Raw genomic sequence first — 25774 nt, forward strand, 5'->3', positions numbered from 1 at the left:
CCCCTCGCCCCCATTTGGTGGGCTGACCCACGCCGTTGTGGGTCAGCCCACCGCATGCGGCTGGCCCACCCACAAGCTGGTGGGCCCACCCATCAAATGAGGCCCGGCGCCAATGCCCGCGGCATCCTTCCGCGGCCCTTGAGCACCCACCAACCGCCCACGCGCCTCCAGGCGACCGCCCCGTACTCAACGCCGTACCGGCTCCCGCCTTCAGCCCCAAAATCCCCGCTCGGTGGAAACTCCTGTGCGCTGACTGCACTTTTGTTTCCACTAAGCCGGACTTTCCAGCCGACTGGCGTCAGGCGGCGTACGAGGCTAGGAAGACGTCGACGGCTCGGGTGGCGATGGTGTCGAGTTCGGTGGGCTTGGGGCGTTCGCGGGTGCCGGCGAACATGGCGCGGTTCATGGGTTTGTACATGACGAGGCCGGCGAACTGGTAGGCGACGAGGGTGGGGTCGTCGAGTTCGCGGAGGAGGCCGCGGTCGGTCAGGGTGGTGAGGGCCCGTCCGAGGGTTTCGAGGGATTTCTCGAAGCCGGTGGTGAACCAGGCGCCGCAGACTTCGGGGAAGCGGTCGGCCTCGGCGATGACTAGGCGACGGAGCTGCAGGACGTGGTCGGCGGTCAGGCTCTCGAGGAGCCGGAAAGCCAGTGCACGCAGGGCTTCGCGGGCGTCGGTCGCGCCGTCGAGAGTTTCGGCGTACGCGGTGGCGAGGTTGACCGCGAGCTCGTCGTTGGTGGCGAGGACGATCTCGGCGAAGAGACGTTCCTTGTTCTCGAACTGCTTGTAGACGGTCTGTTTGGAGACGCCGGCCTTGGCCGCGACCTCGTCCATGCTCGCGCCGAGATAGCCGTGCTGGAGGAACACCTCGGTGGCCGCCGCGTGGATCGCGCGGCGCTTGGTGGCGGTTCGGCCTTCGGGATTCAGCTCCATACCGGAAATCATACTGGACAGTCTAGTTTCCGTAGCAGTACTGTACGGTCTAGTTCCGATCGATCCCCTGAGGAGACACCATGAGCATCGTGAAATCCGCCGACGGCACGACCATCAGCTACGACGTGTACGGCGAAGGTCAGCCGCTGATCCTGGTCGACGGCGCCACCGCCCATCGGGCCGTGAACCCGCTGAACGCCGAGACCGCCCAGCTGCTGAGCGACCAGTTCCGCACCTACGTCTACGACCGCCGCGGCCGCGGCGAGAGCGGCGACACCACGCCGTACGACGTGCAGCGCGAGATCGAGGACATCGCCGCCCTGATCGAGGACGCCGGCGCACCCGCGATCGTGCTGGGCGGGTCTTCCGGCTCGCTGCTCGCTCTGGACGCCGCCGCCGCTGGTCTCCCCATCACCAAGGTCATCACCTTCGAACCCCCGGTCGTCGTCGACGACAGCCGCCCACCCCTGCCCGCCGACTACGTCGAGCAGCTCGAGGCCCACATCGCCGCCGGCAACCCCGACCTAGCCGCCGAGTTCTTCTTCACCGCCGCCATCGGCATGCCGCCCGAGGCAGTCGCCGGCATGCGCCAGTCGCCGTACTTCCAGCCGGTCGTGGACGTCGCCCACACCATCTCGTACGACGGCCGCATCATGGGCACCACGATGTCCGGCAACCCTCTCCCCACCGACCGCTGGGCCAGCATCGCCGTACCAGTCCTCGTCATGCACGGCGACCAGACCTGGCCCGCCCTCGTCTCCGGCGCCGAGGCCATGGCGGCCCACCTCCCCACCGCAACCCTCAAGGTCGTCCCCGGCGCCGACCACTCCACCAGCATCGAGGTCCTCGCCGCCGCCATCCGCGAATTCGCTGGATAAGCGACGAGCGAGATCTGGGTCTTCACTTAGCGTGACGATCGGCGTAGGGTGCCGAGCTCAACGGGCGACACGGTGGTGCGGGCCCGTGGGGGGTCTGCCGGGCAATGCCCATGGGGGATGACGATGGCGGAAGAAAGCTGGCATCAGGCACGCCTGATACCGACCTCGGGGATCAACGGAGCTGACGAGCAAGAACGACGGGCGACGTCGGCGCTGCTCGCGGTGATGTCCTCGGTTCGCGAGTTCGGCCGGGTACTGACGCAGCCACTGGGTGCACCGGCCGGACAGCTGGAGACCTATATCGAGGTGCCGTTCCAGCTCGGTGAGCGCCGCCTCTACCCGGATGGGCTGCTCCGGGCTCGCCGCGGACAGAAGGAGTGGACAGCGCTCGTCGAGGTGAAGACCGGCGTCAACGAGCTCACCACCGAGCAACTGGAGGCGTATCTCGATATCGCCCGGGAGCAGGAGTTCGATGCCGTAGTCACAGTGTCCAACGAGATCCCCGCGATCGCCGGCCTGCATCCGACCAAGGTCGACAAGCGCAAGCTGAAACGCGTAGCGCTGCACCACTGGTCATGGTCGATGGTGCTGGCCGAGGCCGTGTTGCAGAAGGAGCACCGCGGCGTCGCCGACCCCGACCAGGCCTGGATTCTGGGCGAGCTCATCCGCTACCTGGAGCATCCGCGATCGGGCGCTCTGCAATTCGATGACATGGGTTCGTCCTGGGTGACGACCAGGGAGGCTGTCGCCGCCGGCACGCTTCGTGTGGGCGACAAATGCGCACCGGAAGTGGCGGCACGGTTCGATGCGTTGCTCCGCTATGTGAGCCTCCAACTGGGCCGGAAACTGGGTGACGACGTCACTCCGGCGTTGAGCCGGAAGGAACTCGCCGAGCCGGCTCTGCGTTCGCAGACCCTGGTGCAATCGATGTGTGCGAGCGGAACCCTGCACGGCGCGATCAATATCCCCAACGCCATCGGACCCGTTGCAGTGACTGCTGACCTCCGGGCGGGGCTGGTCACCTGCCACGTCGACATTGCGGCACCACGCGACGGGCGAGCCACGACTCGCGTCAACTGGCTACTACGCCAGTTACGCCACGCACCGGACACCACGCGTATCGAGGCGTTCGTCATGCACGCACGCGGCGCCGGTACGGCAGAACTGTTGCGGAGCGTGCGCGAACAGCCGGCCTTGCTGATCGAGGACCCGAAGAAGGAGTTGCGATCGTTCCGGGTCGCCCTGTCACTTCCGTTGGGTTCCAAGCGCGGGCGAGGCCGAGGCTCATTCATCGACTCGGTCGAGGCTGCCATCAACACGTTCTACGGCGACATCGTCCAGGACCTCCGGGCCTGGACGGCGGCGCCGCCACGCCTGCGGGAGACCCCTGACCAGCCGGGCGAGCGAGTATCGCTGACATCGACGGCACTGTCGTCGCAGGACGGCGCCGAGTCGGCGGAATCTGCCCCGCCTGTTCCGGAGCCTGTCGGCTCGGGTGACCAGCGCGAGCCGGACGAGCCGCAGGCGGCGGAGCCGTGGACACCGGACACCCCATCCGAAACCAGTGCTCCTGTTTGAAATTCACCCCTCCCCAACAGGCCCGGGGTTTGAGACGCTTTGGGGGTGGACAGGGACGGGTTCTGGAAAGTCGTGGAGGGTGCGCGCGAAACGGTGGACGACACCGTCGCGGATCCGGATGGGGTTGCGGACGCGTTGACGCGGGAGCTGGGCGGGCTGGCGGCTGAGGAGATCGCGGGGTTCGGGGTTGAGCTCGCGACGCTGATGGTCGAGTCGTACCGGTGGGACCTGTGGGCGGCGGCGTACCTGATCAACTCGGGGGCTTCGGAGGACGGGTTCGACTCGTTCCGGGGCTGGCTGATCGCGCAGGGGCGGGAGGTCTGGGAGGCCGCGCTGGTTGGTGCGGACTCGCTGGCCGATGTGGTCGACGAGGACCGGCCGGACGGGTTCGAGGGGTTCGACGGCGAAGGCATGCTGCATGTCGGCAGTCACGCGTACAAGAACGTGACTGGCGACGAGGCGGCGTACTGGAAGGCTGTTGAGGCTGAGGTGCCGGACACTCCGGATCTGCCGGTGGGCAAGGAGATCGACTTCGACGACGAGGACGACCTCCACGACCAGCTGCCGCGGCTGTCGGCTCTCTATCTAGAAGGCTAGGCGGGCTCGCCGCCGAGGCGTTCGATGGCGGTGCGGAGGCGTCGGCGCCAGGCTGGTTGGCCGGCGTCCTCATCGGCTGCGGCCAGGGTGACGAGGTGCTGCGCCATCTCAAAGCCCTCTCCGTACGGCGAGGCGTCCAGGTCGGTCGCAGCGGGCTGCGGCGCGAACTCTGGTTCCTCATGCTCGTAGCTGACCGGACGACTGGTCCAGCCGAAGCCGTCTGGCACCAGCAGCTCCGGGGTGAGCACCTCGTGGCTGAGGGACATCAGCTCCTTGTCACCGTTGCCGATGCTGAAGATGGTCGTGCCACGACGCCGTACGTCGCTGATGCGCTCGAGCAGGGTGTCAGCCGGGTCCTCCTCCGCTACCACCAGCAGGGACTCGCCACGACCTGCGTCGCGCAAGCGGTCCAGCCCGATGGCCAGGTGCGGCGGTGCGTCTGGCGGCGGCGCCCAGCGGATCAGGGACGGGCGGATGCTCTCCACGCCGGCCCGGTGCAGTTCGTCGTCCAGGTGGGCGGTCAGGTGCCACGGCTCTTCGTCGACCGGACCGAAGAGCATCAGACCGCGGTTGCGAGTCGTGTAGCGCCGCAGCGAGTGGCCGAAGTCCCGAGTCTGCGTACCCAGCTCGGTCCCGGTCAGCATCTCCCTCAGGAGTGACGCCCTCGTCAGGTCCACACTCCAACTTGATCACACCTGGGGGCCCACCGCGACCTCAGGTCAGCCGGTCTGCCTTCGACTGCAGGTACTCACGCTCCGGCACACTCGTCGTACGGCGGGCTGCTAGCAGGTAGCTCTCCCTCGCAGCGACCGCATCACCGGCCATCTCGAGCAGGTGCGCGCGGACCGCCTCCAACCGGTGGTGCTCGGTCAGGCGGCCGTCTGACTCCAACGGCTCCAGTACGGCGAGGCCTTCCGTCGGGCCGACCGCCATACCGACAGCGACTGCGTGGTTGAGCTTCACCATCGGGTTGTCGACCAGTTGCTCCAGTACGTCGTACAGGGCGACGATCTGTCGCCAGTCCGTGTCCTCGGCCCGTTGCGCGGTGTCGTGGACCGCAGCGATCGCGGCCTGCACCTGGTACGGGCCGAGTCGGGTGCGGGCGAGTGCGTCGGAGACGAGCGCTTCACCCTCGACAATCGCGTCCTGATTCCACAGTGACCGGTCCTGCTCAGCCAGCGGGACCAGTGCGCCATCAGCGGTCGAGCGAGCTGCCCGTCGCGCGTCGGTGAGCAGCATCAGCGCCAGTAGCCCAGCCACCTCACCGTCATCCGGCAGCAGCTTCCGCACACCACGAGCCAGCCGGATCGCCTCACCCGTCAGCTCCGCGCTATGCAACGCCGTACCGGATGAAGCTGTGTAGCCCTCGTTGAAGATGAGGTACAGAACATGCAGTACGGCGCTCATGCGCTCGGACCGCTCTGTCTCTGGCGGCAGCTCGAACGTGCTGCCTGCCTGCTTGATCCCACGCTTCGCCCGACTGATGCGTTGCGCCATAGTCGTTTCCGGCACCAGAAACGCCGCTGCGATCTGTGCTGTGGTCAGACCGCCGACAGCGCGCAGCGTCAGCGCGATCTGCGATGCCGGGGACAGCGCAGGGTGGCAGCACAGGAACAGCAACGTCAGGGTGTCGTCCTGCTCACCCAGATCGTCGATTTCGGGGCCTGCAGCAACGAACTCTTCCGGTGCGGCGAGCTGTGCGGCATTCTCCTCACGGCGTCGCCGGGCTGACTCGCTGCGCAGCAGATCCATCAGCCGACGCGACCCCACGCGGATCAGCCAGGCACGTGGGTTGTCCGGCACGCCCTCCGCCGGCCACTGCTGTGCTGCAGCCAGAAGAGCCTCCTGCACAGCCTCCTCGGCCAGATCGAAGTGACCGTAGTGCCGGACGAGAGCACTCAGCACCTGTGGCGTCTGCTCCCGCAGCAGCAGGTCGAAGTCCTTCACATCTCCAGCCCGGACAGACCCATCACCGGCCGCACCTCCACCGCGACGTACTCCGCGTCTGGCATCCGAGCCGCGTAGCCGATCGCCTGGTCGAGAGAGCACTCGACCACGTAGTACCCAGCCAGATGCTCCTTGGCCTCGGCGTACGGTCCGTCGGTCGTCAGTGTGGCCCCGGCCCGAACCGTCACCGTCTTACTGGTGATCGGATCCGCCAGTCCACCAGCACTCACCAGAAGCCCTTGCTCACTGAGCTCCTGGTACAGCTCAGCATGCGCACGGCCGATTCCGTCGCGTTGCTCCGTCGACAGCCCGGCCCAGCTCTCCCGGCTGCTGTAGATCATCAGCATGTACTTCACAGCCACCATCCTCCAGTCATCAGATGCCCGGTACGTCGGAGCCGCGCCAGCGTCCTCGACAAACGACCGTTGGAGATTGCCGATCGGCAGAGTGGGCACTAGAGGTCCGGCCGCCGTTCATCCGCCTGGCGGCCCCCCTGTAAGGAGGCTTAATGCTTATCCTCGGACTGATTTTGCTGCTGCTCGGGTTCTTGCTGAAGATCTCGATCCTCTGGACGATCGGCATTGTGCTGCTGGTTGTCGGCGCAGTGCTGTTCCTGCTTGGATCCACCGGTCGTGCCGTCGGGGGACGCCGACACTGGTTCTAACACCAGGGGAAGTGGGGTGATCGCCGCTCCCTGAAGGCCGCGATCCCCTCCGCTAGCTCTCCACTGGCAATCGTCTCCTGGTACCGCGACAGTGCTGCGGTATCAGGAGACGCTTTTGTGAGCAGTGCATTCACTGTCTCCTTGGCGGACCGGATGGTCAGCTGCGACCGGGACACCAGCGTGGCGGCGAACTCATCCACCTCTGACTCAAGGTCGAGCTCCCCGACGACCCGGTCGACCAGTCCCTTGAGCTCGGCCCGCTCTGCGGTCAAGAGCTCACCACTGAACAGCAGGTACTTCGTAGTCGCCGGACCGACGAGATCGAGCAGCACCTGCACCGAAGCCGGCGGATACACGACCCCGATCCGTGCCGGAGTCACGCCGTACGTCGAACCGTGCGCAGCGAACCGGAAGTCGCAGTTGACTGCGATCTCGAGTCCACCGCCAATGCAGTGCCCGCGGACCATCGCGATGGTCGGCTTGGGGAACTCTCGTAGCGCAGTCTGAGCCCGCAGGTTGGATGCGCGTAGCTCAGCCATCGGATCAGCTGGATCGGTGCCGGAGATCAGCTCACTGATGTCCGCACCGGCCGAGAAGCTCGGTCCGGCCCCAGTGACCACCAGCACTTTCACCTCGTCGCTAGCGGCCAGCTCCGCCAGCAGACCGGGTAGCGCCTCCCACATCGCCCGCGTCAGCGCGTTGCGCTTCTCTACCCGATCGATCACGAGCCGGGCGACCACACCACTCTGGATCTGAAACCCGAGGTCATCCATACCCGCAGTCTCACACCCCCGATCTCCGAGCCAAGCGTTTGATCTCAGATCGATTACATCCGCATAGCGGTCAGATCACGCTCAATGCGGCGTCGACATGTTCGCAATGCGTTAAAAACGCCGGTCGATTGCGAACCTTCGGCGGATCTGTGCTTGACTCCTCCGGTCGATAACGTTTTGGTCTCGGCAGATTGGGTTCAACAGAAATGACTGCAGGACGGCATAGACAGGCGCGGCACAAACAACCGCGCCCAAAGCTGATCGGCCCCGGCCTCGTGAAGGTAGCGATTCCCGGAGCAGCCGTGGCCCTGGTGGCCGGCGGTTCGGCCGCAGCGCTCCCCGGTCAGCACGACTTCACGGTGGACACCCCGCTCGCCAGCTCGTCCCTGCAGCTAGCGCGCGATGCGGCCACCAGCCGGGACGCTCTGCGCCCCCCGTTGAACCTGAACTCGGTCAAGCCCTCCGCGGCACCGACGCCGAAGCACCTGAAGAAGCAGGCGCCGATCCCGAAGCCGAGCTCGACCAAGACTCGCGCCGCGGCCAGCGCCACCCCGCCGAAGATCGTCGGCTCGAAGTTCACCACCACTGACGTGAACGTGTGGACGGTCCCGCTGACCGGCGTCCTGCTGGACGTCCTGAAGAGCGGTTCCAAGGTCTCCGTCACCGGCAAGATCGACGGCATCTGGGCCGAGATCGTCAGCAACGGCAAGTCCCGCTGGGTCAAGGCGCAGTACCTGTCGGTCACCAAGCCGGTCGAGAAGCCCGCGGGCGGCGTATCCCAGGCTGCCTGCAAGTCCGGTTCGTCGGTCGAGTCCGGTGTCACGCAGGACGTCATCCGCGTCCACCGCGCGATCTGCAACCTCTTCCCGAGCATCTCGTCGTACGGCGGTCTGCGGTCGGGGGACAGCGGTTCGGAGCACTCGTCCGGGCGCGCGCTCGACATCATGGTCAGCGGTTCCGTCGGCCAAGAGGTCGCGGACTATCTGAAGGCCAACTACAAGAAGCTCGGGATCAGCGAACTGATCTGGGAGCAGCACATCTGGACGGTCCAGCGCGGCAGCGAAGGCTGGCGCGGGATGGAGGACCGTGGCGGCGCCACGGCCAACCACTACGACCACGTGCACGTCAGCGTGTACGGCAACTCCGGCACGGTCTGAAATACCTCCTCGCAGCAGCCCGGTCCTCCCCTCCTAAGGACCGGGCTTCTGTGTGTTTCAGTACCTTCCGAGCTTTCAGGGCTTGATGTTGGCGTTCAGGTGAAAGAAGTTGGTCGGGTCGTAGGCGCGCTTGACCGCGCGCAGCCGGTCCAGATCAGCCGGCCCGTACGACGTCTCGGCGCGACCGTGGTCGCCGAGGAAGTTCACGAACGTGCGCCCCGAGTCCGGCAGCAGCGCGGCCGGTAGTTCGCGGTCGATGATCAGCGAGAACTGTGCTTGCCGATGCCCGACCGGACCTGCACCCGGGCCGGGGTGAGCCATCGCGCCACTCCAGTGCCGCAGCTCAACGGTCGGTTCACCCTCAAGGTTCGTGACCACGTCGATCACCTCGTCGGTGAGCTCGTCCAGGAAATCCAGGTGCCGGGCCGGGGTCCCGCCCATCGCCGCATCGGCGTACTCGATCGTGGTCAGCTCACCCGCGAGCCTGGGACCGGCGACCGCGAAGAGCGGCTTGAGCAGGTGCTCGGCCAGTTCGCGACTTCCGGCGTACAGGATCTTGATGGCGATTGCGCGCTGTTCGGTGCCGGGGATGCGGGTGAGAACGACGGCGGTGCTGAGCTCGTTCGGGATCGTGGCGGTCCAGTCGCGGTAGCGGCGCAGGACCGCGGCGGCGCGGTCAATGCCGTAGTAGACGATGCCGGCGTGCACCTCGCGGACCGGGTACAGGCGGAACTCGAGTGAGGTGACGACGCCGAAGTTGCCGGTGCCACCGCGGATCGCCCAGAACAGATCGGGGTGCTGCTCAGCACTCGCCGTCACGACCCGGCCATCCGCGGTCACGACCTCGGCTCGGATCACGCTGTCGGCCGCGAACCCGTACTTCCGCGCGAGCCAACCGACGCCACCACCGAGCGTGTAGCCAGTGACGCCCACATCCCGCGACGACCCCGACAGCGGCGCCAGCCCGAACTGCCGCGCCGCATCAAGCACCGCACCCCATCGCGCACCTGGTGCCACCTTCGCGATCCGTCGCTCCGGATCCACGAACACGGCAGTCATCGGGGTGGTCTTCAGCAGGATCCCGCCATCAGCCGGCAGTTTCGTCCCGTGCCCGGTCGCCTGCACAGCCATCGGTACGCCGTACTCGCGCGCGGTGCGGACGACCGCCTGCACGTCACTCCGGCTGAACGCCTCGGCCACCACCGCGGGCCGCGAGTCGACCGAAGGGACGATCGCGCGCCGCTGGACGTCGTACTCGGCCTCGCCCGGCAACCGGATCTCGCCGTTGAACCCCGCCCCGAGCAGCCCGGCCACCAGGTCTCGTCCCGTCGCCGCCATAACCTGAGTCGACATCTCTTGCTCCTCTTCGCCGTTTGCTGCTCTCACCAACACGTCGAAGGAGAACCGCCCAGATTGACACCCGCGTCGAAGTTTTTGCTGCGTAGGCTGACGGCATGTGGGATGGGGCTGACTATCAGCGGAGATTCGATGCGCTCGCCGAGTCCGGGGCGGACGTGCACGGCGAGGCCGCCTTCGTGCGCGCCTTCGCGCCTTCCAGCGTTCTGGACGCAGGGTGTGGCACCGGGCGGGTGGCCATCGAACTGGCCAAGCACGGCATCGAGGTCGTGGGCGCGGACCGGGATTCGTCGATGCTCGCGCACGCCCGGGAGCTCGCGCCCGCTATCACCTGGGTGCGCTCTGACCTGGCCGAACTCGACCTTGGGCGGGTGTTCGACGTGGTCGTGATGGCGGGCAATGTGCCGCTGTTCACCGAGCCCGGCACCCAAGACCGGCTGGTCGCCGGCGTCGCCAAGCACGTCGGCAGCATCCTGATCGCCGGCTTCAGCCTCGGCCGCGGCTACTCGGTCGCCGAGTACGACGACCATTGCGCGCAAGCCGGATTGACCCTGGTCGAACGCTTCGCCACCTGGGACCGAGCGCCGTTCCAGAACGGCGACTACGCCGTGTCTGTCCACAGCTCGTGACGACATTCACGAAGCGGTTCACGTCCGCACCTCGCGGCGAACCGGATCGCGAGTGGGCCGCGCTCACGCTGCTTGCCGCCGCCGTACCGGATCTGGTGCCGGCGCCGCTGTCCCGCGGGGCGCTGTGGGTGACGATGTCCGTGATCCCAGGCGGGCCGCTCGCTGACCCCGCGACGCCTGAGCAGGTCGAGGCCCTCGGCGATGTGTTGGACAGTTTGTGGTCCGTCAAACCCGCTGCGCTTCTCCCGATGGACATCCCTGCCCTCATCGGGCGAACGCTCAAGGCGCTTGTCCCACTGCGAGAACGCGACGACGTGATTGGTCGAGCGGCCGAGAGTGCGGCCGACCTCGACTGGTCCAGCCTGCTGACGGTCCAGGACCCGGTCGTGGCGCACGGCGACCCCAATCTCGCCAACTATCTCTGGGACGGAACGACGATGCGGATCGTCGATTTCGAGGACGCCGGGCTGGGCGACCGAGCCATGGAGCTCGCGAATCTGCTCGAGCACCTGGCCGGTCGCCGTACGGATTGGTCCCCATTACTCGACCGCTGGCCAGCCGACCCGGTCCGCCTCCAGACCGCTCGCACGCTCTGGGCCGCGTTCTGGCTGGGGCTGATCGGCCCCGGCGGACCCAGCGCGAACGTCAACCCGCCGGGGACCGCCGAGGCACAGGCAGAGCGCCTACTGAGGCTTATCGCTCAATTGTGAGCTCAGCCAGGCGGTCGGGATCGGCGAGGATGTTCAGCTCGGTGATCTTGTCGTTGGTGACGGTGAAGGCCATGACGGACTGGATGCGGCCGTTGATGACGGTGACGATGCCGGGCAGCCCATTGATGAGAGCGCGCTCGGTGTAGGGGGCGAAGCGGCTGAACGTGAGGGCCGACTCGACGACGGCCAGGGCGCCACGGAGGACCTTCGACGCGGCCGCGCCGGTCGATTCGGTGCCTGCATCGGCGCGCAGTACGACGTCCGGGTCGAGCAGCACGAGGAGTCCTTCGAAGTCGCCGCCCCGCGACGCCGCCATGAACGCGTCAACGATCTGGCGTTGGCGACTGGGCTCAGCGTCGTTCGCCGGTGCGCCCTGCACTCGCCGCCGAGCGCGACTCGCCAACTGCCGCGCGGCCGCAGGCGACTTCCCAACGATCTCCGCAACCTCGTCGAAGCTCAGCCCGAACATGTCGTGCAGCACGAACGCCAGCCGCTCCGCAGGCGCCAGAGTCTCCAGTACGACGAGCAGTGCGAGCCCGACCGCATCAGCCTGGAGCGCGACGTCCTCTGGGGTATCCGCCTTCAGCGAGACCGGGTCCGGGACGAAGGTGTCGAGCGCATCCTCCCGCCGCGACTTGCGGCTCCGCAGCATGTCCAGACAGACCCGCGACACCACAGTGGTCAGCCAGCCGGCCAGATTGGCCACCTCACTCACGTCAGACCGGCTCAGCCGCAGCCAAACCTCCTGTACGGCGTCCTCGGCCTCAGCGCGCGAACCGAGCATCCGGTACGCCACCCCACGCAGGTGATCGCGCTGCTCCTCGAAGCTCCGCGCCAGCTCGTCCACCGCTAGTTCTCCCTCTAGTTGTCCGACCAATCACTCTCCTGACGAATCGGATCGCCAGGATGTGACACGGTAGGATTGCAGGCATGTTCCTGCACGCGGGTATGTGGTGGGCCGTCGACTAGACGGCCGCTTCCGCGTGTAACCACTCCGGCCGTCTCTTACGAGGCGGCCGTTGTCATGTCTCGTAGGAGCGGTCCCTGCTTCGAGGACGTCCCATGGCAACAGCACTCCGGACCTGGTCCGGTCTGATCTCCGCACTGCTCAACGGCTCCGACCTGACCATGGCCGACACCAGCTGGGCCATGGACCAGGTTGTGCTGGGCGACGTGTCCCCGTCCCAGATCGCCGGCTTCCTGATCGCGCTGCGCGCCAAGGGCGAGACTGCGGCCGAGCTGCTCGGCCTGGCCTCGGTACTGCGCTCACACGCGACCCCGGTTCGGATCGAAGGGCCGTTCGTCGACATCGTCGGTACGGGTGGTGACCGGACTGGCGCGATCAACATCTCCACCATGGCTGCCGTTGTGGCCGCCTCAACCGGAGTCACTGTGGTCAAGCACGGTGGGCGGGCCGCATCGTCGTCTGCAGGTGGTTCTGCCGATCTGGTCGAGCAGTTGGGTGTACCGCTGGACCTGTCTGCCTCAGACGCTGCCCGGATGGCCGGTTCGGTCGGACTCGCGTATCTGTTCGCCCCACGGTTCAACACCGCGCTGCGCCACGTAGCCGTCGTACGGCGGGAGCTCGCCGTACCGACTGCTTTCAACGTGCTGGCGCCGTTGCTCAACCCGGCGAATCCGCAGCACCAGCTGGTGGGCGTGGCTAACCCGCACATGCTCCCTGTACTCGCTCAAGCTCTCTGCCAGCAAGGCAAAACAGCACTGGTCGCTCGTGGCGATGACGGGTTGGACAAGCTCACCACTACGACGTTCTCTCGGCTATGGCTTGTGGCTGACGGCACTGCGCGTGAGACGGTCTTCGATCCACGTGGGCTCGGCCTCCGCCCGTGCACGCTGCCGGACTTGCGTGGTGGGGACGCAGCCACCAATGCCCGGACACTGCGTGCACTGGTGAACGGAACAGCGCCAGCGGCCGTCCGGGACGTCGTACTGCTGAATGCTGCGGCTGCTCTGACCACTCTGGACCTGCAGACCGACAACTTCCTCGACCAGTTGGCGCCCTGCTTGGACCGGTGCCGCGCTGCGCTGGACAGCGGACGCACTGCCGAAACACTCGGGCGGTGGACCTCCTTTGCAGCTTAGGCTGCGCAGATGGAACCCGAGGTGTGGCTGCGCGAACTACAGATCGCTGACATCCCGACGTACGTCGACTGGGTCTCTGACCGCCGCCTGTGCGAGCACGCGGGGTGGGGACACGACGCTCCGCGGTCCGCGCACGAGGCGAAGTGGCACGAGATTGTCGGAGACCGTGAGCTCACCCGCCTCGCAGCTCTGCAGGGCGACGAGCTGATCGGGTTCGTCGACCTGGCCGGTACCGACCCCGACCACCGCGAGCTCGGCTACGTCATCGGCCCGTCCGCACGCTGGGGCCAGGGTCTCGGCACCAGAGTCGCTCAGCTGGGGGTGGACCATGGCTTCACGGTCCTCAACCTCACCTACATCAACGCCGAAGCACCCGAGACCAACGAAGCCTCGGTGCGCATCCTTGTCAGCCTGGGCATGACCGAAACCGACCAGCAGGGCAGTCACCCCTATCTGGGCGTCGCCACGCCGACGCGCTGCTTCCGGATCAGCCGCGAGTCATACCTGCGTCAGAACCCAGTCCCTGAAGGAAAGTAGCGCTGCTGCGTCCCAGTCGTGCCCGTCGGTGTCCCGCTCTTTGGCTGACAGCAGCTCTGCGTTTCGGTAGCAGCTCAGTGCCTGCTCGACTATGGCCTGATGTTCCGGTGGCAGGTGCTCGCGCGCCCACAGCGCGCCCTCTTCCTTGCTGAGCACGGTGTCTGGCTCCTGCGTCGCCAATACGCGGCATGCGTTCAGCACGCCGTAGTACGGCGATTCCAGCAGCGCATCACCTGTCAGCACGTCATCCAGGTCTGCTGCGACGGCAGCGCGGTAGTCCGCGTACGGCACCGGCGCAAACACCTCATCGGGCGCCGGCCCGCTGACCGCGACACCGCGCTTCCTGACGACAGTGAGATGGGCAGCCAGATCCGGATCCTCCCCTGAGCCTGTGTAGTCCAACCGGCCCTCGAGAATCGCATCCGTCCACATGGCCGAGTAGTGCACCTCGTACGGCCGCGGATGCTCATGCGTCGCGGCCTGCGCACGTGTCAGCACCGACACCTCAAGATCCCCTAGCACCGGCCGCGCTGCCGCCGTACCGGCAAATCCTCGCGCAACCCGCTCGCGCTCCACCGGGGTCAGCGCCTCCGGCACCACGACCAGCAGGTCCACATCACTCTTGGCCCGGTAGAAACACCCCATGGCCAACGACCCGTGCACGTAGACCCACGCATCCGCCAGCCCAGCGGCCCGCACAGCCCCGAGCACATACTCGCGAACGTCCGCATCACAGTCCGCCCAGGACTGCGCCCGCCCGCTTTCATGCGTCACCATGCCAGCGACGGTAGCCCGCCTTCGCTACTGGCCGCACAACGTTTTCACCGACCGGTAGCACCATCGATCTGCTCACGCAGGATGTCCGCATGCCCCGCATGCCGAGCTGTCTCCTCGACCATGTGCACCAACAACCACCGCCCCGACACAGCATTCGCCTGCGGCGCCTCCAGGTCCGACCACCCCGCGATCGCCTCGTTGGCAAGCCGTACCGCCTCCCGGTACGCCGCCACCACGGACTCCACCGTGTCGTCAGCGACCGGCCGCATCGTGCTCGGCCAGCTCCGAACCTCCTCCCCAAGAAAGAGGAACCGCTCCACAGACGTCAGGTGCTTGACCAGCCCGAGCACGCTGGTCCCAGACTCGACCCCCGCCGTCCGCACCGCAGGCTCCGGCGCCCCTTCAGCGTTCCGAGCCACCCCCTCCCGCAGATAGTCCAGAAACCCGACCAGAGTCTCCTTCTCACTACCCCCACCCAGCGGCGGCCGCACATCATTCCGAGTCATCCCCCCACCTTGCTCGGATCACAGCGCCCCGGCAAGAAACCTTGCCACTCCGGCAAATCCGACGGCCGGAAACCGGTTGCACACCAGGTCATCACCCCGCACGCTGACAGGCATGAACCCTGCGGATGCTGTGAGCGAATGGCAGACACGGGGTTTCGTGGTCCTCCCCGCCTTCTTGTCGGACGACGATCTGGCGCCCGCGCTCAGCGAGCTGCCGACGATGTTTCCGACCCCGGACGGATTCCACGACGGCACCGATGAGCGCCGTACGAGGTATCTCGAGGATGAGTTCGACGGTATCGACGGGTTCCCGTTCGCCAGCACCGAATTCAGCATGCTGGCCGTGCATCCGAAGATCATGGATCTCGCGGAGACCCTGCTCGGCCAGTCCGACCTGCGGCTGTCATCGGCCGAGACCTGGGCCAAGTTCACTGGCGCAACGTCGTACGACCAGGAGCTGCACCGCGACTACCTGAACCAGACGATCCTCGTACCGTCGACCGAGGATCCCTATCAGCACCTCGAGCTGTTCGTCTTCCTGACCGACGTCCCGAAGGAGCTGGGCCCGCCGCACCTCGTGTCCTACGAACACACCGCGCAGCTGCCCATGAACCCGAACTTCTACCCCCGCAAGAACGGCAGCGGCGACTTCGTCTCCCCCGACGACAACACAGCCCTGTACGACGCCGAGCAGTCCGGCTCCGCACCGGCGGGCAGCGTGATCGCCTTCAACACCCGTACCTTCCATCGCGGTACCGGCCTCTGGAAACCACGAGGCGCGCGCTACTCGATGCAGCTGATCTTCCGCCCGGCCGAAGCAGACTGGGGCCAACGGACCGCCTGGGCGCCCCGCAGCCACGAGCCCGCCTGGTACAACTTCGTCCCCCGCGCCACACCGCGCCAGCTAGCCCTCTTCGGCTTCCCCGCGCCGGGTCACCCCTACTGGACCGACCAGACACTCACCGGCATCACCCAGCGCTACCCCGGTCTCGACACCACTCCCTGGCGCCAGCACCTCAGCTGAGCCGCTCCAGCTCCTCCGAGATAGCCGCCCGCAGCGCATCATGCTGCGGCCCCAACGCGTACTGCGGATCGCCCCACCGCTCCCGCTCATACAGCCACACCGGCCGAGTCACCAGCTCCGCCGGCTCCCACTCGTACCGCGGCCACACATGCGCGTGCAGGAACGGATCCGCGTTCCCCAAGATCTCCAGATTCACCCGCCGAAACGCAGGGTCCACCCGCGCACACCCCCGCTCAACCGCCTCCCCCAACCGCTCCATGCTGGTGAGGAACTCCACGCGCTTCCCCCGAGGCAACTCCGACAACCGCTGGACCCCAGGATCATCCACCAGCAAAACGCAGTACCCCGGCAGAAACTGCACGTCCCCAATGACCGCAAACCCGCCATCCATCCGCCGCAGCACAGTCGGGTTCTCACCCCGCAACGCACTCCCAATCCGATCCCGCCGCCAGTCCTCCACAGCAGTCCCCTTCACTCGTCAGAACACCGAATGCCCTTACTCCGCAGAAATGTCCGCACCTGAGCAGAGTGCAACTGCAGATGCATCACTCCCTGCGGGGCACCAAGCCGTCGCCATCCTTGACTCCCACACCACAACAAATGAGCCGGCCACGGGACCTCAGGCGGGACGGAAGCCGCGACGGCCATTTGTGATGGCCCGGCGGTCCGGCGATCACTCCACGGTCTTCTGCCGTTCGGCCCCGGTGTCGAAGAACGTGTCGAGGTACTTGTCGGGTTCGAGCGTGCTGTTGCGCATCAACGAGAACACCTCGGCACCATCCCCCGGACCCTCCACAAGCCGGTACGACTGCGCGATCCCGAGGTAGGTGTCGGGTGACTCCTCAACGGAGCAGGCATACACGAGAGCCTCGGCCTCAGCCCGCTCGATCGCCTCCTCAGCCGACGAAGCACGCCACAGCGTGATGCGCTCCTCATACACAGGCATAGCCCGGTCCAGCGGCCACCCGGTGGCGAAAACACACCGAACGGCGTACCAGCACAGTTCCTCGTCGCTGCTCACATCAACGATCGTCGCACCGTACTCGGCGGCCAACACCCGAATTAACCTGCTTGGCCTAACAGTTGCTCGGCTACGGCATTTGGGATCACGTCCTTGGAGCGTGGATCGCCCGAAACCTGCCAGGGCCGCAGCCAGCTACCAAGCCGCTGTCCTGGACCTTCGCTTCGACGGTAGAGCTGACCGGTCAGATAGCGACGCCCGATTCGTGGTCCGCCTAGGCCTGTAGAACTGCACGTGAGCCCGACCTGCACAGAGGTCGCAGTGCTGCACATGTGAGCACATCTGGCCAGCGGCTCGCGCGGCCCTGCGGCCGCTAACCACTTCGGAGATCACCCACTTTCACGCCCAGCAGACCACCCACCACAGCGTGTTCGCTCGCGCCGTTGATCCCTGTGGATAGCAGCCGACGCCGGTGGCGTCCTCGAACGGATGACAACCTCGCGCGGCCGAACCGGCGGGATCCCTGATATCGCTGAGACCCTCCAAGCATCGACCAAGCTTCAGGCATGAGCGGAGATGGTGAGCTTTTAGGCCTGACTCCGGCCACGCCATGAGATGTCGGAAGGGCACGCCGTCGGCCAGACTGCTCTACACGTTCACGACGCTCTAATCAGTATTTCATTGCCGTCCGGATCCAAGATTCGAACACCGGCGATCGACTCGACGGAAGCGTGCTCCGTGAAATGAACGCCAAGATTCCGGAGCTTCGATTTAAAGTAGTCCAAATCAAGAACAGTTACGGTGATCCGCGTAGGCGGGTTCGTAGATGCCCCAGCAGCTGTAGCACGTCGCACGAGCACGAGCCAGTTGGTTAAATAGTATCCGTCTCGCAGTCGCCTGCCCTCTACGCCGAGAACAGCACGATAGAACTCCGCAGAGACCTCAATGTCGTTCACAGGAACAGCAACACGGTTGATCTTCGCGTCGGATAAGTCAGCTATCCGATCCGCAGAGAGGGCTGCACGATTGGTCAGCGGCGCAGTCTTGGCGTCTGCTCTTGATAGCGAGCGATCTGCAACTACGCGACGGCGAATGCGATCAACAATTACACTTTGCCCATCCGCAAGTTCTAACGAGTGCCGCTCCACCGCATGTTTTGCATCATCTGGCACATTTAGGACGTAATGAGTTTCGGTTTTGACCTGACGGCCATCTAAGAAGTCTCTTGCAAACGACCGCGTATCTAAATAGCTCAGCCAATCATCGATTTGCCGCGTCGTAAGCATCCGTCCAGGGTGGTCGACTTCGCCCTCAAAGGGCAGTTGCCCATCCCTGCCAGGGAACTGGCGATAGTTTCCAACGGCGGTTCGAGTAAGGCTGGCTGCGAGCGTGTCGAGATACTGACGATCCTGCACCTGCTTCGCTAGCCCGTTCATCCAGTCCGAGCCATGAACAGCTCCGAGGAGACTTGCAACCATCGAGGCCAGGGTGTCCGTGTCCGCCTTTTCCAGGAAAGCTGCGCGCAAGAGCCCGGTCATTGGCTGAGCGGCCGCTCTAGTGGCGAGATAGAGACTGGCAATCGCAGTGATTGTTCCGGATCCGTTTTGCTTGGAGTCGAAACAACCAAGAGCTTCGAGGGTGCCAATATCGTCGGAGAATGCCGCACGCTCGATAGAGGTTCGAATCGTCGCAAGCAGGATTTCAACTTCGTCGACCGTCTGCTTCCACCGCTTTTCAAATGATTGACCGGTAGAATATACATGCTGCTCTAACCATCCAGCGGGAACAGCTCTGGCAATAAGATCGACGTCTCGCCATTCATTCGAGTTCACTATCTCGGAGATCAACTCCCCATATTGCATGGTCCCTTGACGCAGGAGAGCGGAACGTAATGCAATAGCGTGGATTACTGCGCCGAGCAGCGCTCGCGGATGCCCATGTGTTGTGACTCCATCCTCAATCACGCGCCGAACAAGCGATTTTGAATCGGCGTCAGCCGCAGTCACCAATGCATGTGGACCGATCCGCATAGCAACACCGTTGGCTCCGGCGTCAAAATAACGTTTTGCCTGATCGGATTTCTGGGCGAGCCAAGGAGGCGTCCGATCCTGCCAGGATCGGGCTGCAATCAGGACCGCGCGCCCCCCGCCGCGCTGATAAATTGGCCACGCTGGAAGCTCAATACCTGTGAAATAGCCCCACCAACTACTACCGGCGACACAAGCACGGCCGACAGCTAGAAGTAGTTGAGTGTCATCGCTATATGCGCCTGCATTGACGGCGTCTTCATAGCGGTTGAATCTCGTGCCGCCGTGTCGGACCCAGCTTCGAAATGCTGGCTCCGGCGGTACGTCCTGGGAGCTCCGACCACCGACGATCTGGCTCCGTTGCTCTTGCGGCCATCCCAGGGCGTCGCCGACTGCCGCACCGATGAGCAGGCCTTTTGCACGCTCCTCCAGCGCAGCTGGGGTATCAGGCATAGTCCACCTCCCTAGGGGGTCGGATGCCAGGGTTGATCGATGATGGCACCACCGTTTCGCAGGCGCGTCACCAACCCATTTCTATCAAACAGCATTGGGGCGACAGTCCATCGCAGGATGCTTGGGTTGTGACCCAGCAACCTCAATCTGGCACTCTCAGTGATAGCGGCTTCCTCGGAGGGCACCGCCACCCCTCGTACCTCACTCAGGGCGATAGGGCCCGGGACTTGAACCTCCGCCTGTAAGTCTGTTGGCACCTCCGCGCGATGACGCGCTCCGCGACCATGTCGGCTGGCGTCCGGTGCATACATCGCCGCTAACGCGTCAGGCCCCTGTCGCAGCAAGCTTCCCCGCTGGGTCGCTGCATTTACCGGCGCGAACAGAGTACCCTGCCGGGTCAGCAATGTGACATTGAGAAAGAAGCAGACCCAGTCCGGGTAGTTGATGAACTCCCTCTTACCTCTGGCATCGGAAAGGTAATAGGGATTCGGATACTGGATCGTACAGCAGACCTTATCTGGATTGCGGTCGAAACGCTCTCTATCCGTGGGGGAGAAATGATCTGGCGATTGTTCAGCGAGATCCTTACTGCTCCGAATCATCCCATCACCAATGATATGCGGAAGATTCATTGAGGGGGTAAAGTGAGCAAGTCGCGTGAAGCCGTAATGAAGGATTAGATCATCGATCGTCGCGCCAGGTATCGGTTGCGAATTCATGCACGCACCGTCGCAAACAATCCTGCAGTCGTCGGAAGCAGTGAAGACAATTCACCGCTATAGGTAATGAGCAGGTCGGACCTTGCGCGGGTGATTCCGACGTAAAGAAGTTTGCTTTCTCGCGTTGCAGCCTCATCTGGACCAAATGCCGCGACGGTTTCAGGATGCGGCATCCTGGCGCCACCACAAAAAGGCAAGATGACAGCATCGAACTCAAGACCCTTCGCGGAGTGATACGCGCCACAATAGATCCCCGGCCGCTCGTGCCAAACGCCCATTTCGGTGTTCAGACTGATATACGGCAGGCCCCGGCACGCACGGCGAGCGTCGTCCCAGGTCCTAGCAAGCACCGCGACTTTGCCGACAGCACCAAGCACCTTAGCTCTCACTTGGGTGACGGCGATCTCACGCTCTTCATCCGCGCACTGCACGAGCGTGGGCGGCGGTCCCGCTGCAGTGGGCGCTACCGGCTCGACCAGATCAGTGATCGCGCCTCGCAACTGCGGCATCTCAGATAGCGCGATGGCGACCCGCGCGATCTGAGTGGAGTTCCTGTAATTGTCCTTGAACTCTTCGACCGCCCTAACTGTCAATCCGCAGCTACGCCAGGACATATCCTGGCCGTAGATCTGCTGGGCGTAGTCGCCGAAGAACGTAACCGACCCATCGGGATCCGCTGCCGCCGCCAGAGATCGAAGCTCTTGGGGCGAGAGATCCTGGCCCTCGTCGATCACGACGTGGCGATACCTGCGTTCGCTGGAGTCGCTGCGGAGTTCGGTCAGCACGGTGCTCGCGAGGTCATGCCAGTCGTACTCCAGCCCCTTGTCCGTACGGGCGTGCCGGTACTGCTCGCGGACCTTCCAGACGACCTCACGCAGTGAGTCATGCAGCGCGGTCTGTCGACCACGGCGCTTGACTGCGCGGTAGTCAGTCTTGGTCAGGATGCCGCTGCCATCGATCCAAGCCAACTCGTCTTCGAACCAACCGATATCGCGGTCGAAGAATGTGTGCGGCTTGTAGCCGCTCGCTACTTCGGTCAGCGCCTGCTGGATTAGCGCTCGCCGCTGGAACGCGTCTGCGATGCCGCGCTGCCGCATCTTGCTGCGTGAATGGAGGTAGCCGCGACCGAATCGTCCGAAAGTCTCGATCGTCAGGTTGGCCTGCTGTGCAGGCGACAGATAGTTCAGATAGGTCACCAAGGTGCGGTTGTAAGTCGCCAGCAAAGTACGCCCGAAGCCGGGCGTCGCAGGATTGGACAAATGCGCCGCACGGAAGATCGCCATGACTGTTTTGCCAGTGCCGGCCGTGCCGAGAACGACTTGATGCCCCCTAGCAGGCAGGTAGATCACCCTGGACTGCTTGCCCTGCGGTGTCGGAAGACTCAACGCTCCTCCCCGACCATCACGGCGGCCATGATGCTCCAACCCGATTCAGTGTGTAGCACACGTTCCTCCCCCACGGAGGACATCAACACTAGCGCTACGTCATCCTCGAGCGCATCGCCTGGAGGGCGTGTCTACTTGCGGCGTCGGGACCATGTGATGACCTGTGAGCTTCCTGGCCGGCTGTGGGTAATTCCCTGGCTGCTTCGCCGTTCCATGCCAGACTTCTGGGAGATCCGGTGAGGTCACCCGTAGCGGCCCCTGGCCCAGCCTCAAGGCATTGGGAGGGCGCTGTTTGGGGGGAAGCTGCCACCGGATCGCCTACTTGGGAGCAGAGCAGCGCGTCAAAAAAACGCGGGCGCATACGGCCTAAACTGGCTGCTTTCGGCCGGACACCAGGACGGAGCAGCATCCCGGCGCGTCTTCACAGGTCAGAGGCCCAAGCGGGGCTTCAAGCGGAGGGCGTGGGATTCGAACCCACGATTACGGTCACCCGCAATACCGGTTTTCAAGACCAGCGCACTCGGCCACTATGCGAGCCCTCCTGGCGGCTTGCCGCCGAGGGTTGAGGATAGCGCAGAGGGGTCGACAGGGTGCGAGTCGCGTTGGGACCGCTGCGCAATGTGTCGGTACGGCGAGTGGTTGTGGCGGACTGAAAATCGGGTCGCTCCCTGGCCCGGGACTGGTAAGGATGGAGCATGCCCTCAGCAACCTCTCTCGGCCTGCCCAACGTTCGGGGGCGGCTGCCGTTGCTGGTCGGTCTGGCGATCGACTCGTTCGGCGGTGGGTGTGCGGGGCCGCTGCTGCTCCTGTACTTCGTTCGTGTCGCGGACATCCCGCTCGGTACGGCGGGAGTGCTGCTGACTGTCGCCACGCTGTTCTCCATCGCGGCTCCGGCCGCGGTGGGGGTGGTGATCGACCGGGTCGGACCGCGGAACCTGGTTGTCGGTGCGCAGTTCGCCCAGGGGCTGGCCTTCGTTGGCTTCTTCTTCGGCCGGTCGCTCTGGCTGCTGTTTCTCAGCGCACTGGTGATGACAGTGGGCCAGCGCGTCTTCTGGTCTTCGATCTTCAGTCTGCTGGCCGACGTGGCGGATGAGGGCGAGCGGGATCGCTGGTTCGGCCTGGGCGGGATGATGCAGGCTGGCGGGTTCGCACTCGGCGGTCTGGCCGCTGGTGCGCTGCTGGCGATCGGCGGGACAACGCCGTTCCTGGTGGCCATGGTTGTGAACGCTGCGACGTTCACTCTGGCGGGTCTGCTCCTGATGCGGCTGCACCCGTCACACCATGAGCGGTCTGCGGTCGACTCCGGACCGCCGCCACTGCTCCGGAAGGACCGGCCTTATCTGATCCTGATTGGGGCCAACACGCTGCTCGCGTTGTGCATGATGATGCTCGGAGTCGGACTGCCGGTGTACGTCGCCGATGCGCTCCCCGTACCGGAGTGGGTCGTCGGGCTTCTGCTGTCCGGGGTGGCCGTCGTACTGGCGACTGGGCAGACCATCGTGGTTCGGCGTACCGAGAAGCGAAGCCGAACGACGTCTCTGGTCATCAGCGGGGTGTGCTGGGCGGTCTGGGCGCTGCTGATGGCGTCGCTGACCCGACTGCCGAATGCGCTGGTGGCGGGGGCGCTCGTACTTGCCACGGCGATCTACGCATTCGCAAGCCTGCTGCACTCAGCGACGAACAACGCCCTGGCGGCGAGCGTCGCGCCGGTGATCGGGCGAGGGAAGTACCTGTCGTATTGGCAGTACTCCTTCACCATCGCGAGCGTGATCGCGCCGGCGTACTTCGCCCAGCTCTTCGAGCTGCAGCATGAGCTTCCGTGGCTCATCACGGCCGTCGTCGGGCTCGCCGCCGCGGGGACGATCGCGGCGGTTTCGCGGGTCCTTCCCGGGCCGCCAAATCCAGGCGAGTGACCAGGGCGTGGCGTACCGATGAGCGGGTAGTGGTGCGGCCTCCGGCCTCCTGCTGACTTGAGCCAGGCGGGGGCTAGCCGCGGCCTGCCCATGACTACCCATCCATCGGTACGCCGAGAGCCACATCAACTGTCACCAATGTCCCGAGACAGGACAATTGACGCGTCAGGAGTCGTTGCGCTCGATCGAACATCTGTTCTAATGTTTTCTTAGTTCGAGGTTTCTCCACCTGGACGTCCGATCGGCCGAATCTCCCACCTTTGATGTGGACGGCCCTCCGGACCCGCCGCCCGGGGTGTGAGGTCCCGGGCGACGGAGAACCGCCCACTATTGATGAACAGCCCATTCGTGTACGACTTGAGGGAAGCCAGGTGATGCTTGACGGAGGGACTGCACTCGATGCTGCTCGAACACCGCGGCCGGCGACCGGTCGTGCCCGAATCCGCTTATGTCGCACCATCGGCCGTGCTCTGCGGCGCCGTCGTCCTCGGCGAAGGCAGCAGAGTCCTGCATGGTGCCGTGCTGACTGCGGAGGACGGTGAGGTCCGGCTCGGCACGAACAGTGTGGTGATGGAGAACGCCCTGGTGCGCGGCCGGGCGGATCATCCCGCCCTGATCGGCGACGCGGTGATGGTAGGTCCCCACGTACACGTGAACGGCGCTACGGTCGAGGACGGGGTGTTCATCGCCACGGGCGCCGCGTTGTTCCCCGGTTCTGTCGTCGGCGCGGGCGCGGAGCTTCGGATCAACAGCGTGCTGCAGGTGAACTCGCGGCTGGAACCTGGCGCGGTCCTCCCGATCGGCTGGATCGCCGTCGGAGACCCGGCCCTGCTCTTCTCGCCCGACCGGCATGACGAGCTGTGGGCCATCCAACGCGAGCTGGACTTCCCTGGCACGGTGTACGGCGTTCCGCGAGGTGCCGGTATGCGCGAGATCATGGCGCGTCAGTCAGCCTTCTACGGCGCCCACCGCGACGATCGCGAACTACCGCTCGCCTGAATCGAGCCGGTGCGACTCGATCCGGTGCGTCTCGATGCTGTGCAGGTCGAAGCGTCGTACCTGAACCGGCGACTTCCCGCCGCACGTCAGCCGAGCATCCACGCTGTCGAAATGCACCGAAACCTCAACCTCCACTAGCCATTCGCCGGTTGACGAGCTGCTGCGTCCGCCTGGCCCGACAGCACTTTCGTCCGAGCCATCCGCTTGCTCTCGCATGCTGCTGCCCCACTCACCCATGCCTTCAGTGGTGAGGGTGATTTTGTAGTGGTGGTTGGGGAGTTGGTGGATTTGGGTGGGGTGGAGGGTGTTGAGGGACAGCGAGTGGCCGGCTGCTCGGGCGTAGTGTTGGGCGGCTTGGACTGCGGGCGGGTAGGCGCCTGAGCCTCGGAGGAGGTCGGGGACTACGCGGTTTTCGGCGTGGTGTTTGGCGACCTCTACTGCTCGGGCTGGGGTGACTTGGCCGTAGAAGAGGGCGTGCGGGAGGACTACCACGTTGCCGGCGAAGCGGTCGCCGCCTATGTGGCTGCATTCCCAGGTGCGGTCTGGGTAGGCGGCGGCGAGAGCGGCGGCTACTGGGCGGCCGCGGACTGCGCAGCACGCGTCGTGGCGGCCGTGGGCGCAGACGAGGTAGATCGGCTCTGTTGTTGGGGGCTCTAGGTCGGGGACGGTGTTGCTGGGGAGGGCGGTCAGGACGGTGAGCAGGTGCGCGTCGGAGGGGAGGTCGCCCCAGCGCGTGGACTCCTGGCCGGGGCGGCAGTCGACGAGGGCGTAGCGGCGTACGGCGCTGGGGGCTGTGCGGCCGGGGCGTCTGATGAGGGCTGGGCGATAGCCGAGTTCGGCGCAGCGGCGGGCTACTTCGGGGCCGACGTCCTGGAGGGCGGTGAGTGCCTGGGGAGGCCAGGCGGTTCGGACCTCGATGAGGAACCAGCGGTCGGCCGGCGGGGCGGTGGCGATCATGGAGTCGCCGCGCTGAAGCGCCATCGCCGCACAACCGGTCTCGGGGCGATAGCGGTCGGCGGAAGCCGCACCGGCAGGGGCCGGGGAGACCGGTACTGCGGGAGTGCCTGTGAGGGGTGCATCTTGGGGATCGGGCACAAGGACCTTCTTGCCGCAGTGGGGCGGAGAGCGGCGGAGGTGGGTGGGTGCAGCT

General features: G+C 65.3%; 27 protein-coding genes and 1 tRNA gene. 12 read left to right on the forward strand and 16 right to left on the reverse strand.

Going from position 1 to position 25774, the window contains the following annotated elements; translation table 11 throughout:
* Positions 1-298 precede the first annotated feature (298 nt).
* Entirely contained in the window at positions 299-931 is a 633-nt protein-coding gene (locus E1263_RS23760; protein ID WP_202869022.1) for a TetR/AcrR family transcriptional regulator, read from the reverse strand.
* Between the two features lie 80 nt (positions 932-1011).
* Between E1263_RS23760 and E1263_RS23765 the strand changes: the two genes are divergently transcribed.
* The 3 genes from E1263_RS23765 to E1263_RS23775 all read left to right on the forward strand — a co-directional run bounded on the left by E1263_RS23765 (position 1012) and on the right by E1263_RS23775 (position 3984).
* A complete protein-coding gene (locus E1263_RS23765) occupies positions 1012-1809 on the forward strand; it encodes an alpha/beta fold hydrolase (RefSeq protein ID WP_132171006.1) in 798 nt (265 codons plus the stop codon).
* A gap of 123 nt (positions 1810-1932) precedes the next feature.
* The gene (locus E1263_RS23770) at positions 1933-3387 is read left to right on the forward strand and encodes a hypothetical protein (protein ID WP_202869023.1); all 1455 of its coding nucleotides are present in this window, start codon (positions 1933-1935) and stop codon (positions 3385-3387) included.
* A 45-nt stretch (positions 3388-3432) separates the two neighbouring features.
* Positions 3433-3984 carry a DUF4240 domain-containing protein gene (locus tag E1263_RS23775; RefSeq protein WP_132171008.1) on the forward strand — a complete coding sequence of 184 codons (552 nt, stop codon included), beginning with the start codon at positions 3433-3435 and terminating at the stop codon, positions 3982-3984.
* Here E1263_RS23775 and E1263_RS23780 read toward each other — a convergent pair.
* From E1263_RS23780 to E1263_RS23790, 3 genes are read right to left on the reverse strand one after another with little or no spacing between them, the layout of a single operon-like run.
* Complete coding sequence (locus E1263_RS23780) at positions 3981-4661, reverse strand: hypothetical protein (RefSeq protein ID WP_132171010.1); 681 nt, start codon at positions 4659-4661, stop codon at positions 3981-3983. The two genes, E1263_RS23775 and E1263_RS23780, sit on opposite strands and share 4 nt — an antisense overlap.
* Positions 4662-4698: 37 nt before the next feature.
* A complete protein-coding gene (locus E1263_RS23785) occupies positions 4699-5931 on the reverse strand; it encodes an RNA polymerase sigma factor (protein WP_132171012.1) in 1233 nt (410 codons plus the stop codon).
* Complete coding sequence (locus tag E1263_RS23790) at positions 5928-6278, reverse strand: YciI family protein (RefSeq protein ID WP_238161473.1); 351 nt, start codon at positions 6276-6278, stop codon at positions 5928-5930. Before E1263_RS23790 ends, E1263_RS23785 begins: the two co-directional genes overlap by 4 nt.
* A gap of 161 nt (positions 6279-6439) precedes the next feature.
* On the opposite strand from E1263_RS23790, the gene E1263_RS42830 reads away from it, so the two are divergent.
* Positions 6440-6595, forward strand: a complete 156-nt coding sequence (locus E1263_RS42830; RefSeq protein WP_165956732.1) for a DUF6131 family protein — start codon at positions 6440-6442, stop codon at positions 6593-6595.
* On the opposite strand, the gene E1263_RS23795 is transcribed toward E1263_RS42830, so the two are convergent.
* A complete protein-coding gene (locus E1263_RS23795; RefSeq protein WP_132171016.1) occupies positions 6592-7368 on the reverse strand; it encodes an enoyl-CoA hydratase/isomerase family protein in 777 nt (258 codons plus the stop codon). The genes E1263_RS42830 and E1263_RS23795 overlap by 4 nt on opposite strands.
* Positions 7369-7574: 206 nt before the next feature.
* On the opposite strand from E1263_RS23795, the gene E1263_RS23800 reads away from it, so the two are divergent.
* Positions 7575-8525 carry a VldE C-terminal domain-containing protein gene (locus E1263_RS23800; protein WP_238161470.1) on the forward strand — a complete coding sequence of 317 codons (951 nt, stop codon included), beginning with the start codon at positions 7575-7577 and terminating at the stop codon, positions 8523-8525.
* Between the two features lie 75 nt (positions 8526-8600).
* Here E1263_RS23800 and E1263_RS23805 read toward each other — a convergent pair whose 3' ends face one another.
* Complete coding sequence (locus E1263_RS23805; RefSeq protein WP_132171018.1) at positions 8601-9878, reverse strand: FAD-binding oxidoreductase; 1278 nt, start codon at positions 9876-9878, stop codon at positions 8601-8603.
* 101 nt (positions 9879-9979) lie between these two features.
* Here E1263_RS23805 and E1263_RS23810 point away from each other — a divergent pair, with 101 nt between their 5' ends.
* Positions 9980-10510, forward strand: a complete 531-nt coding sequence (locus E1263_RS23810; protein WP_132171020.1) for a class I SAM-dependent methyltransferase — start codon at positions 9980-9982, stop codon at positions 10508-10510.
* Entirely contained in the window at positions 10507-11220 is a 714-nt protein-coding gene (locus tag E1263_RS23815) for an aminoglycoside phosphotransferase family protein (protein WP_165956733.1), read from the forward strand. Before E1263_RS23810 ends, E1263_RS23815 begins: the two co-directional genes overlap by 4 nt.
* Here the strand turns inward: E1263_RS23815 and sigJ are convergent.
* Positions 11204-12067: an RNA polymerase sigma factor SigJ gene (gene sigJ / locus E1263_RS23820; RefSeq protein WP_132171024.1), complete on the reverse strand. Its 864-nt coding sequence runs from the start codon at positions 12065-12067 to the stop codon at positions 11204-11206. The genes E1263_RS23815 and sigJ overlap by 17 nt on opposite strands.
* 215 nt (positions 12068-12282) lie before the next feature.
* On the opposite strand from sigJ, the gene trpD reads away from it, so the two are divergent.
* Both trpD and E1263_RS23830 read left to right on the forward strand, forming a co-directional pair.
* Positions 12283-13323 carry an anthranilate phosphoribosyltransferase gene (trpD, locus tag E1263_RS23825; protein WP_132171026.1) on the forward strand — a complete coding sequence of 347 codons (1041 nt, stop codon included), beginning with the start codon at positions 12283-12285 and terminating at the stop codon, positions 13321-13323.
* Positions 13324-13332: 9 nt separating this feature from the next.
* Complete coding sequence (locus tag E1263_RS23830) at positions 13333-13860, forward strand: GNAT family N-acetyltransferase (protein ID WP_132171028.1); 528 nt, start codon at positions 13333-13335, stop codon at positions 13858-13860.
* Here the strand turns inward: E1263_RS23830 and E1263_RS23835 are convergent.
* Together E1263_RS23835 and E1263_RS23840 are read right to left on the reverse strand one after the other, a co-directional pair.
* Entirely contained in the window at positions 13822-14637 is an 816-nt protein-coding gene (locus E1263_RS23835; RefSeq protein WP_132171030.1) for an aminoglycoside adenylyltransferase domain-containing protein, read from the reverse strand. The two genes, E1263_RS23830 and E1263_RS23835, sit on opposite strands and share 39 nt — an antisense overlap.
* A gap of 44 nt (positions 14638-14681) precedes the next feature.
* Positions 14682-15143 (reverse strand): DinB family protein, encoded by a 462-nt coding sequence (locus tag E1263_RS23840; RefSeq protein ID WP_132171032.1) that lies wholly within the window; start codon positions 15141-15143, stop codon positions 14682-14684.
* A gap of 112 nt (positions 15144-15255) precedes the next feature.
* On the opposite strand from E1263_RS23840, the gene E1263_RS23845 reads away from it, so the two are divergent.
* Positions 15256-16167, forward strand: coding sequence for a phytanoyl-CoA dioxygenase family protein (locus E1263_RS23845; RefSeq protein ID WP_132171034.1), 912 nt, complete (start codon positions 15256-15258; stop codon positions 16165-16167).
* On the opposite strand, the gene E1263_RS23850 is transcribed toward E1263_RS23845, so the two are convergent.
* The 6 genes from E1263_RS23850 to E1263_RS23875 all read right to left on the reverse strand — a co-directional run bounded on the left by E1263_RS23850 (position 16160) and on the right by E1263_RS23875 (position 22254).
* A complete protein-coding gene (locus tag E1263_RS23850) occupies positions 16160-16627 on the reverse strand; it encodes a diadenosine tetraphosphate hydrolase (protein ID WP_132171036.1) in 468 nt (155 codons plus the stop codon). The two genes, E1263_RS23845 and E1263_RS23850, sit on opposite strands and share 8 nt — an antisense overlap.
* 213 nt (positions 16628-16840) lie before the next feature.
* Positions 16841-17188, reverse strand: coding sequence for a hypothetical protein (locus E1263_RS23855; protein ID WP_132171038.1), 348 nt, complete (start codon positions 17186-17188; stop codon positions 16841-16843).
* Between the two features lie 596 nt (positions 17189-17784).
* Positions 17785-19608 carry an ADP-ribosylglycohydrolase family protein gene (locus E1263_RS23860; RefSeq protein ID WP_132171040.1) on the reverse strand — a complete coding sequence of 608 codons (1824 nt, stop codon included), beginning with the start codon at positions 19606-19608 and terminating at the stop codon, positions 17785-17787.
* A gap of 11 nt (positions 19609-19619) precedes the next feature.
* Positions 19620-20327, reverse strand: a complete 708-nt coding sequence (locus E1263_RS23865; protein ID WP_132171042.1) for a DarT ssDNA thymidine ADP-ribosyltransferase family protein — start codon at positions 20325-20327, stop codon at positions 19620-19622.
* Positions 20324-21676, reverse strand: coding sequence for a 3'-5' exonuclease (locus E1263_RS23870; RefSeq protein ID WP_202869024.1), 1353 nt, complete (start codon positions 21674-21676; stop codon positions 20324-20326). Before E1263_RS23870 ends, E1263_RS23865 begins: the two co-directional genes overlap by 4 nt.
* Before the next feature lie 489 nt (positions 21677-22165).
* Positions 22166-22254, reverse strand: a tRNA-Ser gene (locus E1263_RS23875).
* A 153-nt stretch (positions 22255-22407) separates the two neighbouring features.
* Here E1263_RS23875 and E1263_RS23880 point away from each other — a divergent pair.
* Complete coding sequence (locus tag E1263_RS23880) at positions 22408-23625, forward strand: MFS transporter (RefSeq protein WP_132171046.1); 1218 nt, start codon at positions 22408-22410, stop codon at positions 23623-23625.
* 378 nt (positions 23626-24003) lie between these two features.
* The gene (locus E1263_RS23885; RefSeq protein ID WP_238161471.1) at positions 24004-24624 is read left to right on the forward strand and encodes a gamma carbonic anhydrase family protein; all 621 of its coding nucleotides are present in this window, start codon (positions 24004-24006) and stop codon (positions 24622-24624) included.
* On the opposite strand, the gene E1263_RS23890 is transcribed toward E1263_RS23885, so the two are convergent.
* Positions 24610-25719 (reverse strand): sucrase ferredoxin, encoded by a 1110-nt coding sequence (locus E1263_RS23890; protein WP_132171048.1) that lies wholly within the window; start codon positions 25717-25719, stop codon positions 24610-24612. The genes E1263_RS23885 and E1263_RS23890 overlap by 15 nt on opposite strands.
* Positions 25720-25774 lie beyond the last annotated feature (55 nt).

This window comes from Kribbella antibiotica (assembly GCF_004349055.1).
Taxonomy (GTDB): Bacteria; Actinomycetota; Actinomycetes; order Propionibacteriales; family Kribbellaceae; genus Kribbella; species Kribbella antibiotica.

Bases quoted from the DNA above. Each gene is read 5' to 3' on its own strand.
- E1263_RS23790 (WP_238161473.1), bottom strand. From the start codon at position 6,278: ATGCTGATGATCTACAGCAGCCGGGAGAGCTGGGCCGGGCTGTCGACG.
- E1263_RS23800 (WP_238161470.1), top strand. From the start codon at position 7,575: ATGACTGCAGGACGGCATAGACAGGCGCGGCACAAACAACCGCGCCCA.
- E1263_RS23835 (WP_132171030.1), bottom strand. From the start codon at position 14,637: ATGGTGACGCATGAAAGCGGGCGGGCGCAGTCCTGGGCGGACTGTGAT.
- E1263_RS23840 (WP_132171032.1), bottom strand. From the start codon at position 15,143: ATGACTCGGAATGATGTGCGGCCGCCGCTGGGTGGGGGTAGTGAGAAG.
- E1263_RS23830 (WP_132171028.1), top strand. From the start codon at position 13,333: ATGGAACCCGAGGTGTGGCTGCGCGAACTACAGATCGCTGACATCCCG.
- E1263_RS23865 (WP_132171042.1), bottom strand. From the start codon at position 20,327: ATGAATTCGCAACCGATACCTGGCGCGACGATCGATGATCTAATCCTT.
- E1263_RS23770 (WP_202869023.1), top strand. From the start codon at position 1,933: ATGGCGGAAGAAAGCTGGCATCAGGCACGCCTGATACCGACCTCGGGG.
- E1263_RS23760 (WP_202869022.1), bottom strand. From the start codon at position 931: ATGGAGCTGAATCCCGAAGGCCGAACCGCCACCAAGCGCCGCGCGATC.
- E1263_RS23765 (WP_132171006.1), top strand. From the start codon at position 1,012: ATGAGCATCGTGAAATCCGCCGACGGCACGACCATCAGCTACGACGTG.
- E1263_RS23795 (WP_132171016.1), bottom strand. From the start codon at position 7,368: ATGGATGACCTCGGGTTTCAGATCCAGAGTGGTGTGGTCGCCCGGCTC.
- E1263_RS23880 (WP_132171046.1), top strand. From the start codon at position 22,408: ATGCCCTCAGCAACCTCTCTCGGCCTGCCCAACGTTCGGGGGCGGCTG.
- E1263_RS23845 (WP_132171034.1), top strand. From the start codon at position 15,256: ATGAACCCTGCGGATGCTGTGAGCGAATGGCAGACACGGGGTTTCGTG.
- E1263_RS23810 (WP_132171020.1), top strand. From the start codon at position 9,980: ATGTGGGATGGGGCTGACTATCAGCGGAGATTCGATGCGCTCGCCGAG.
- E1263_RS23860 (WP_132171040.1), bottom strand. From the start codon at position 19,608: ATGCCTGATACCCCAGCTGCGCTGGAGGAGCGTGCAAAAGGCCTGCTC.
- E1263_RS42830 (WP_165956732.1), top strand. From the start codon at position 6,440: ATGCTTATCCTCGGACTGATTTTGCTGCTGCTCGGGTTCTTGCTGAAG.
- trpD (WP_132171026.1), top strand. From the start codon at position 12,283: ATGGCAACAGCACTCCGGACCTGGTCCGGTCTGATCTCCGCACTGCTC.
- E1263_RS23805 (WP_132171018.1), bottom strand. From the start codon at position 9,878: ATGTCGACTCAGGTTATGGCGGCGACGGGACGAGACCTGGTGGCCGGG.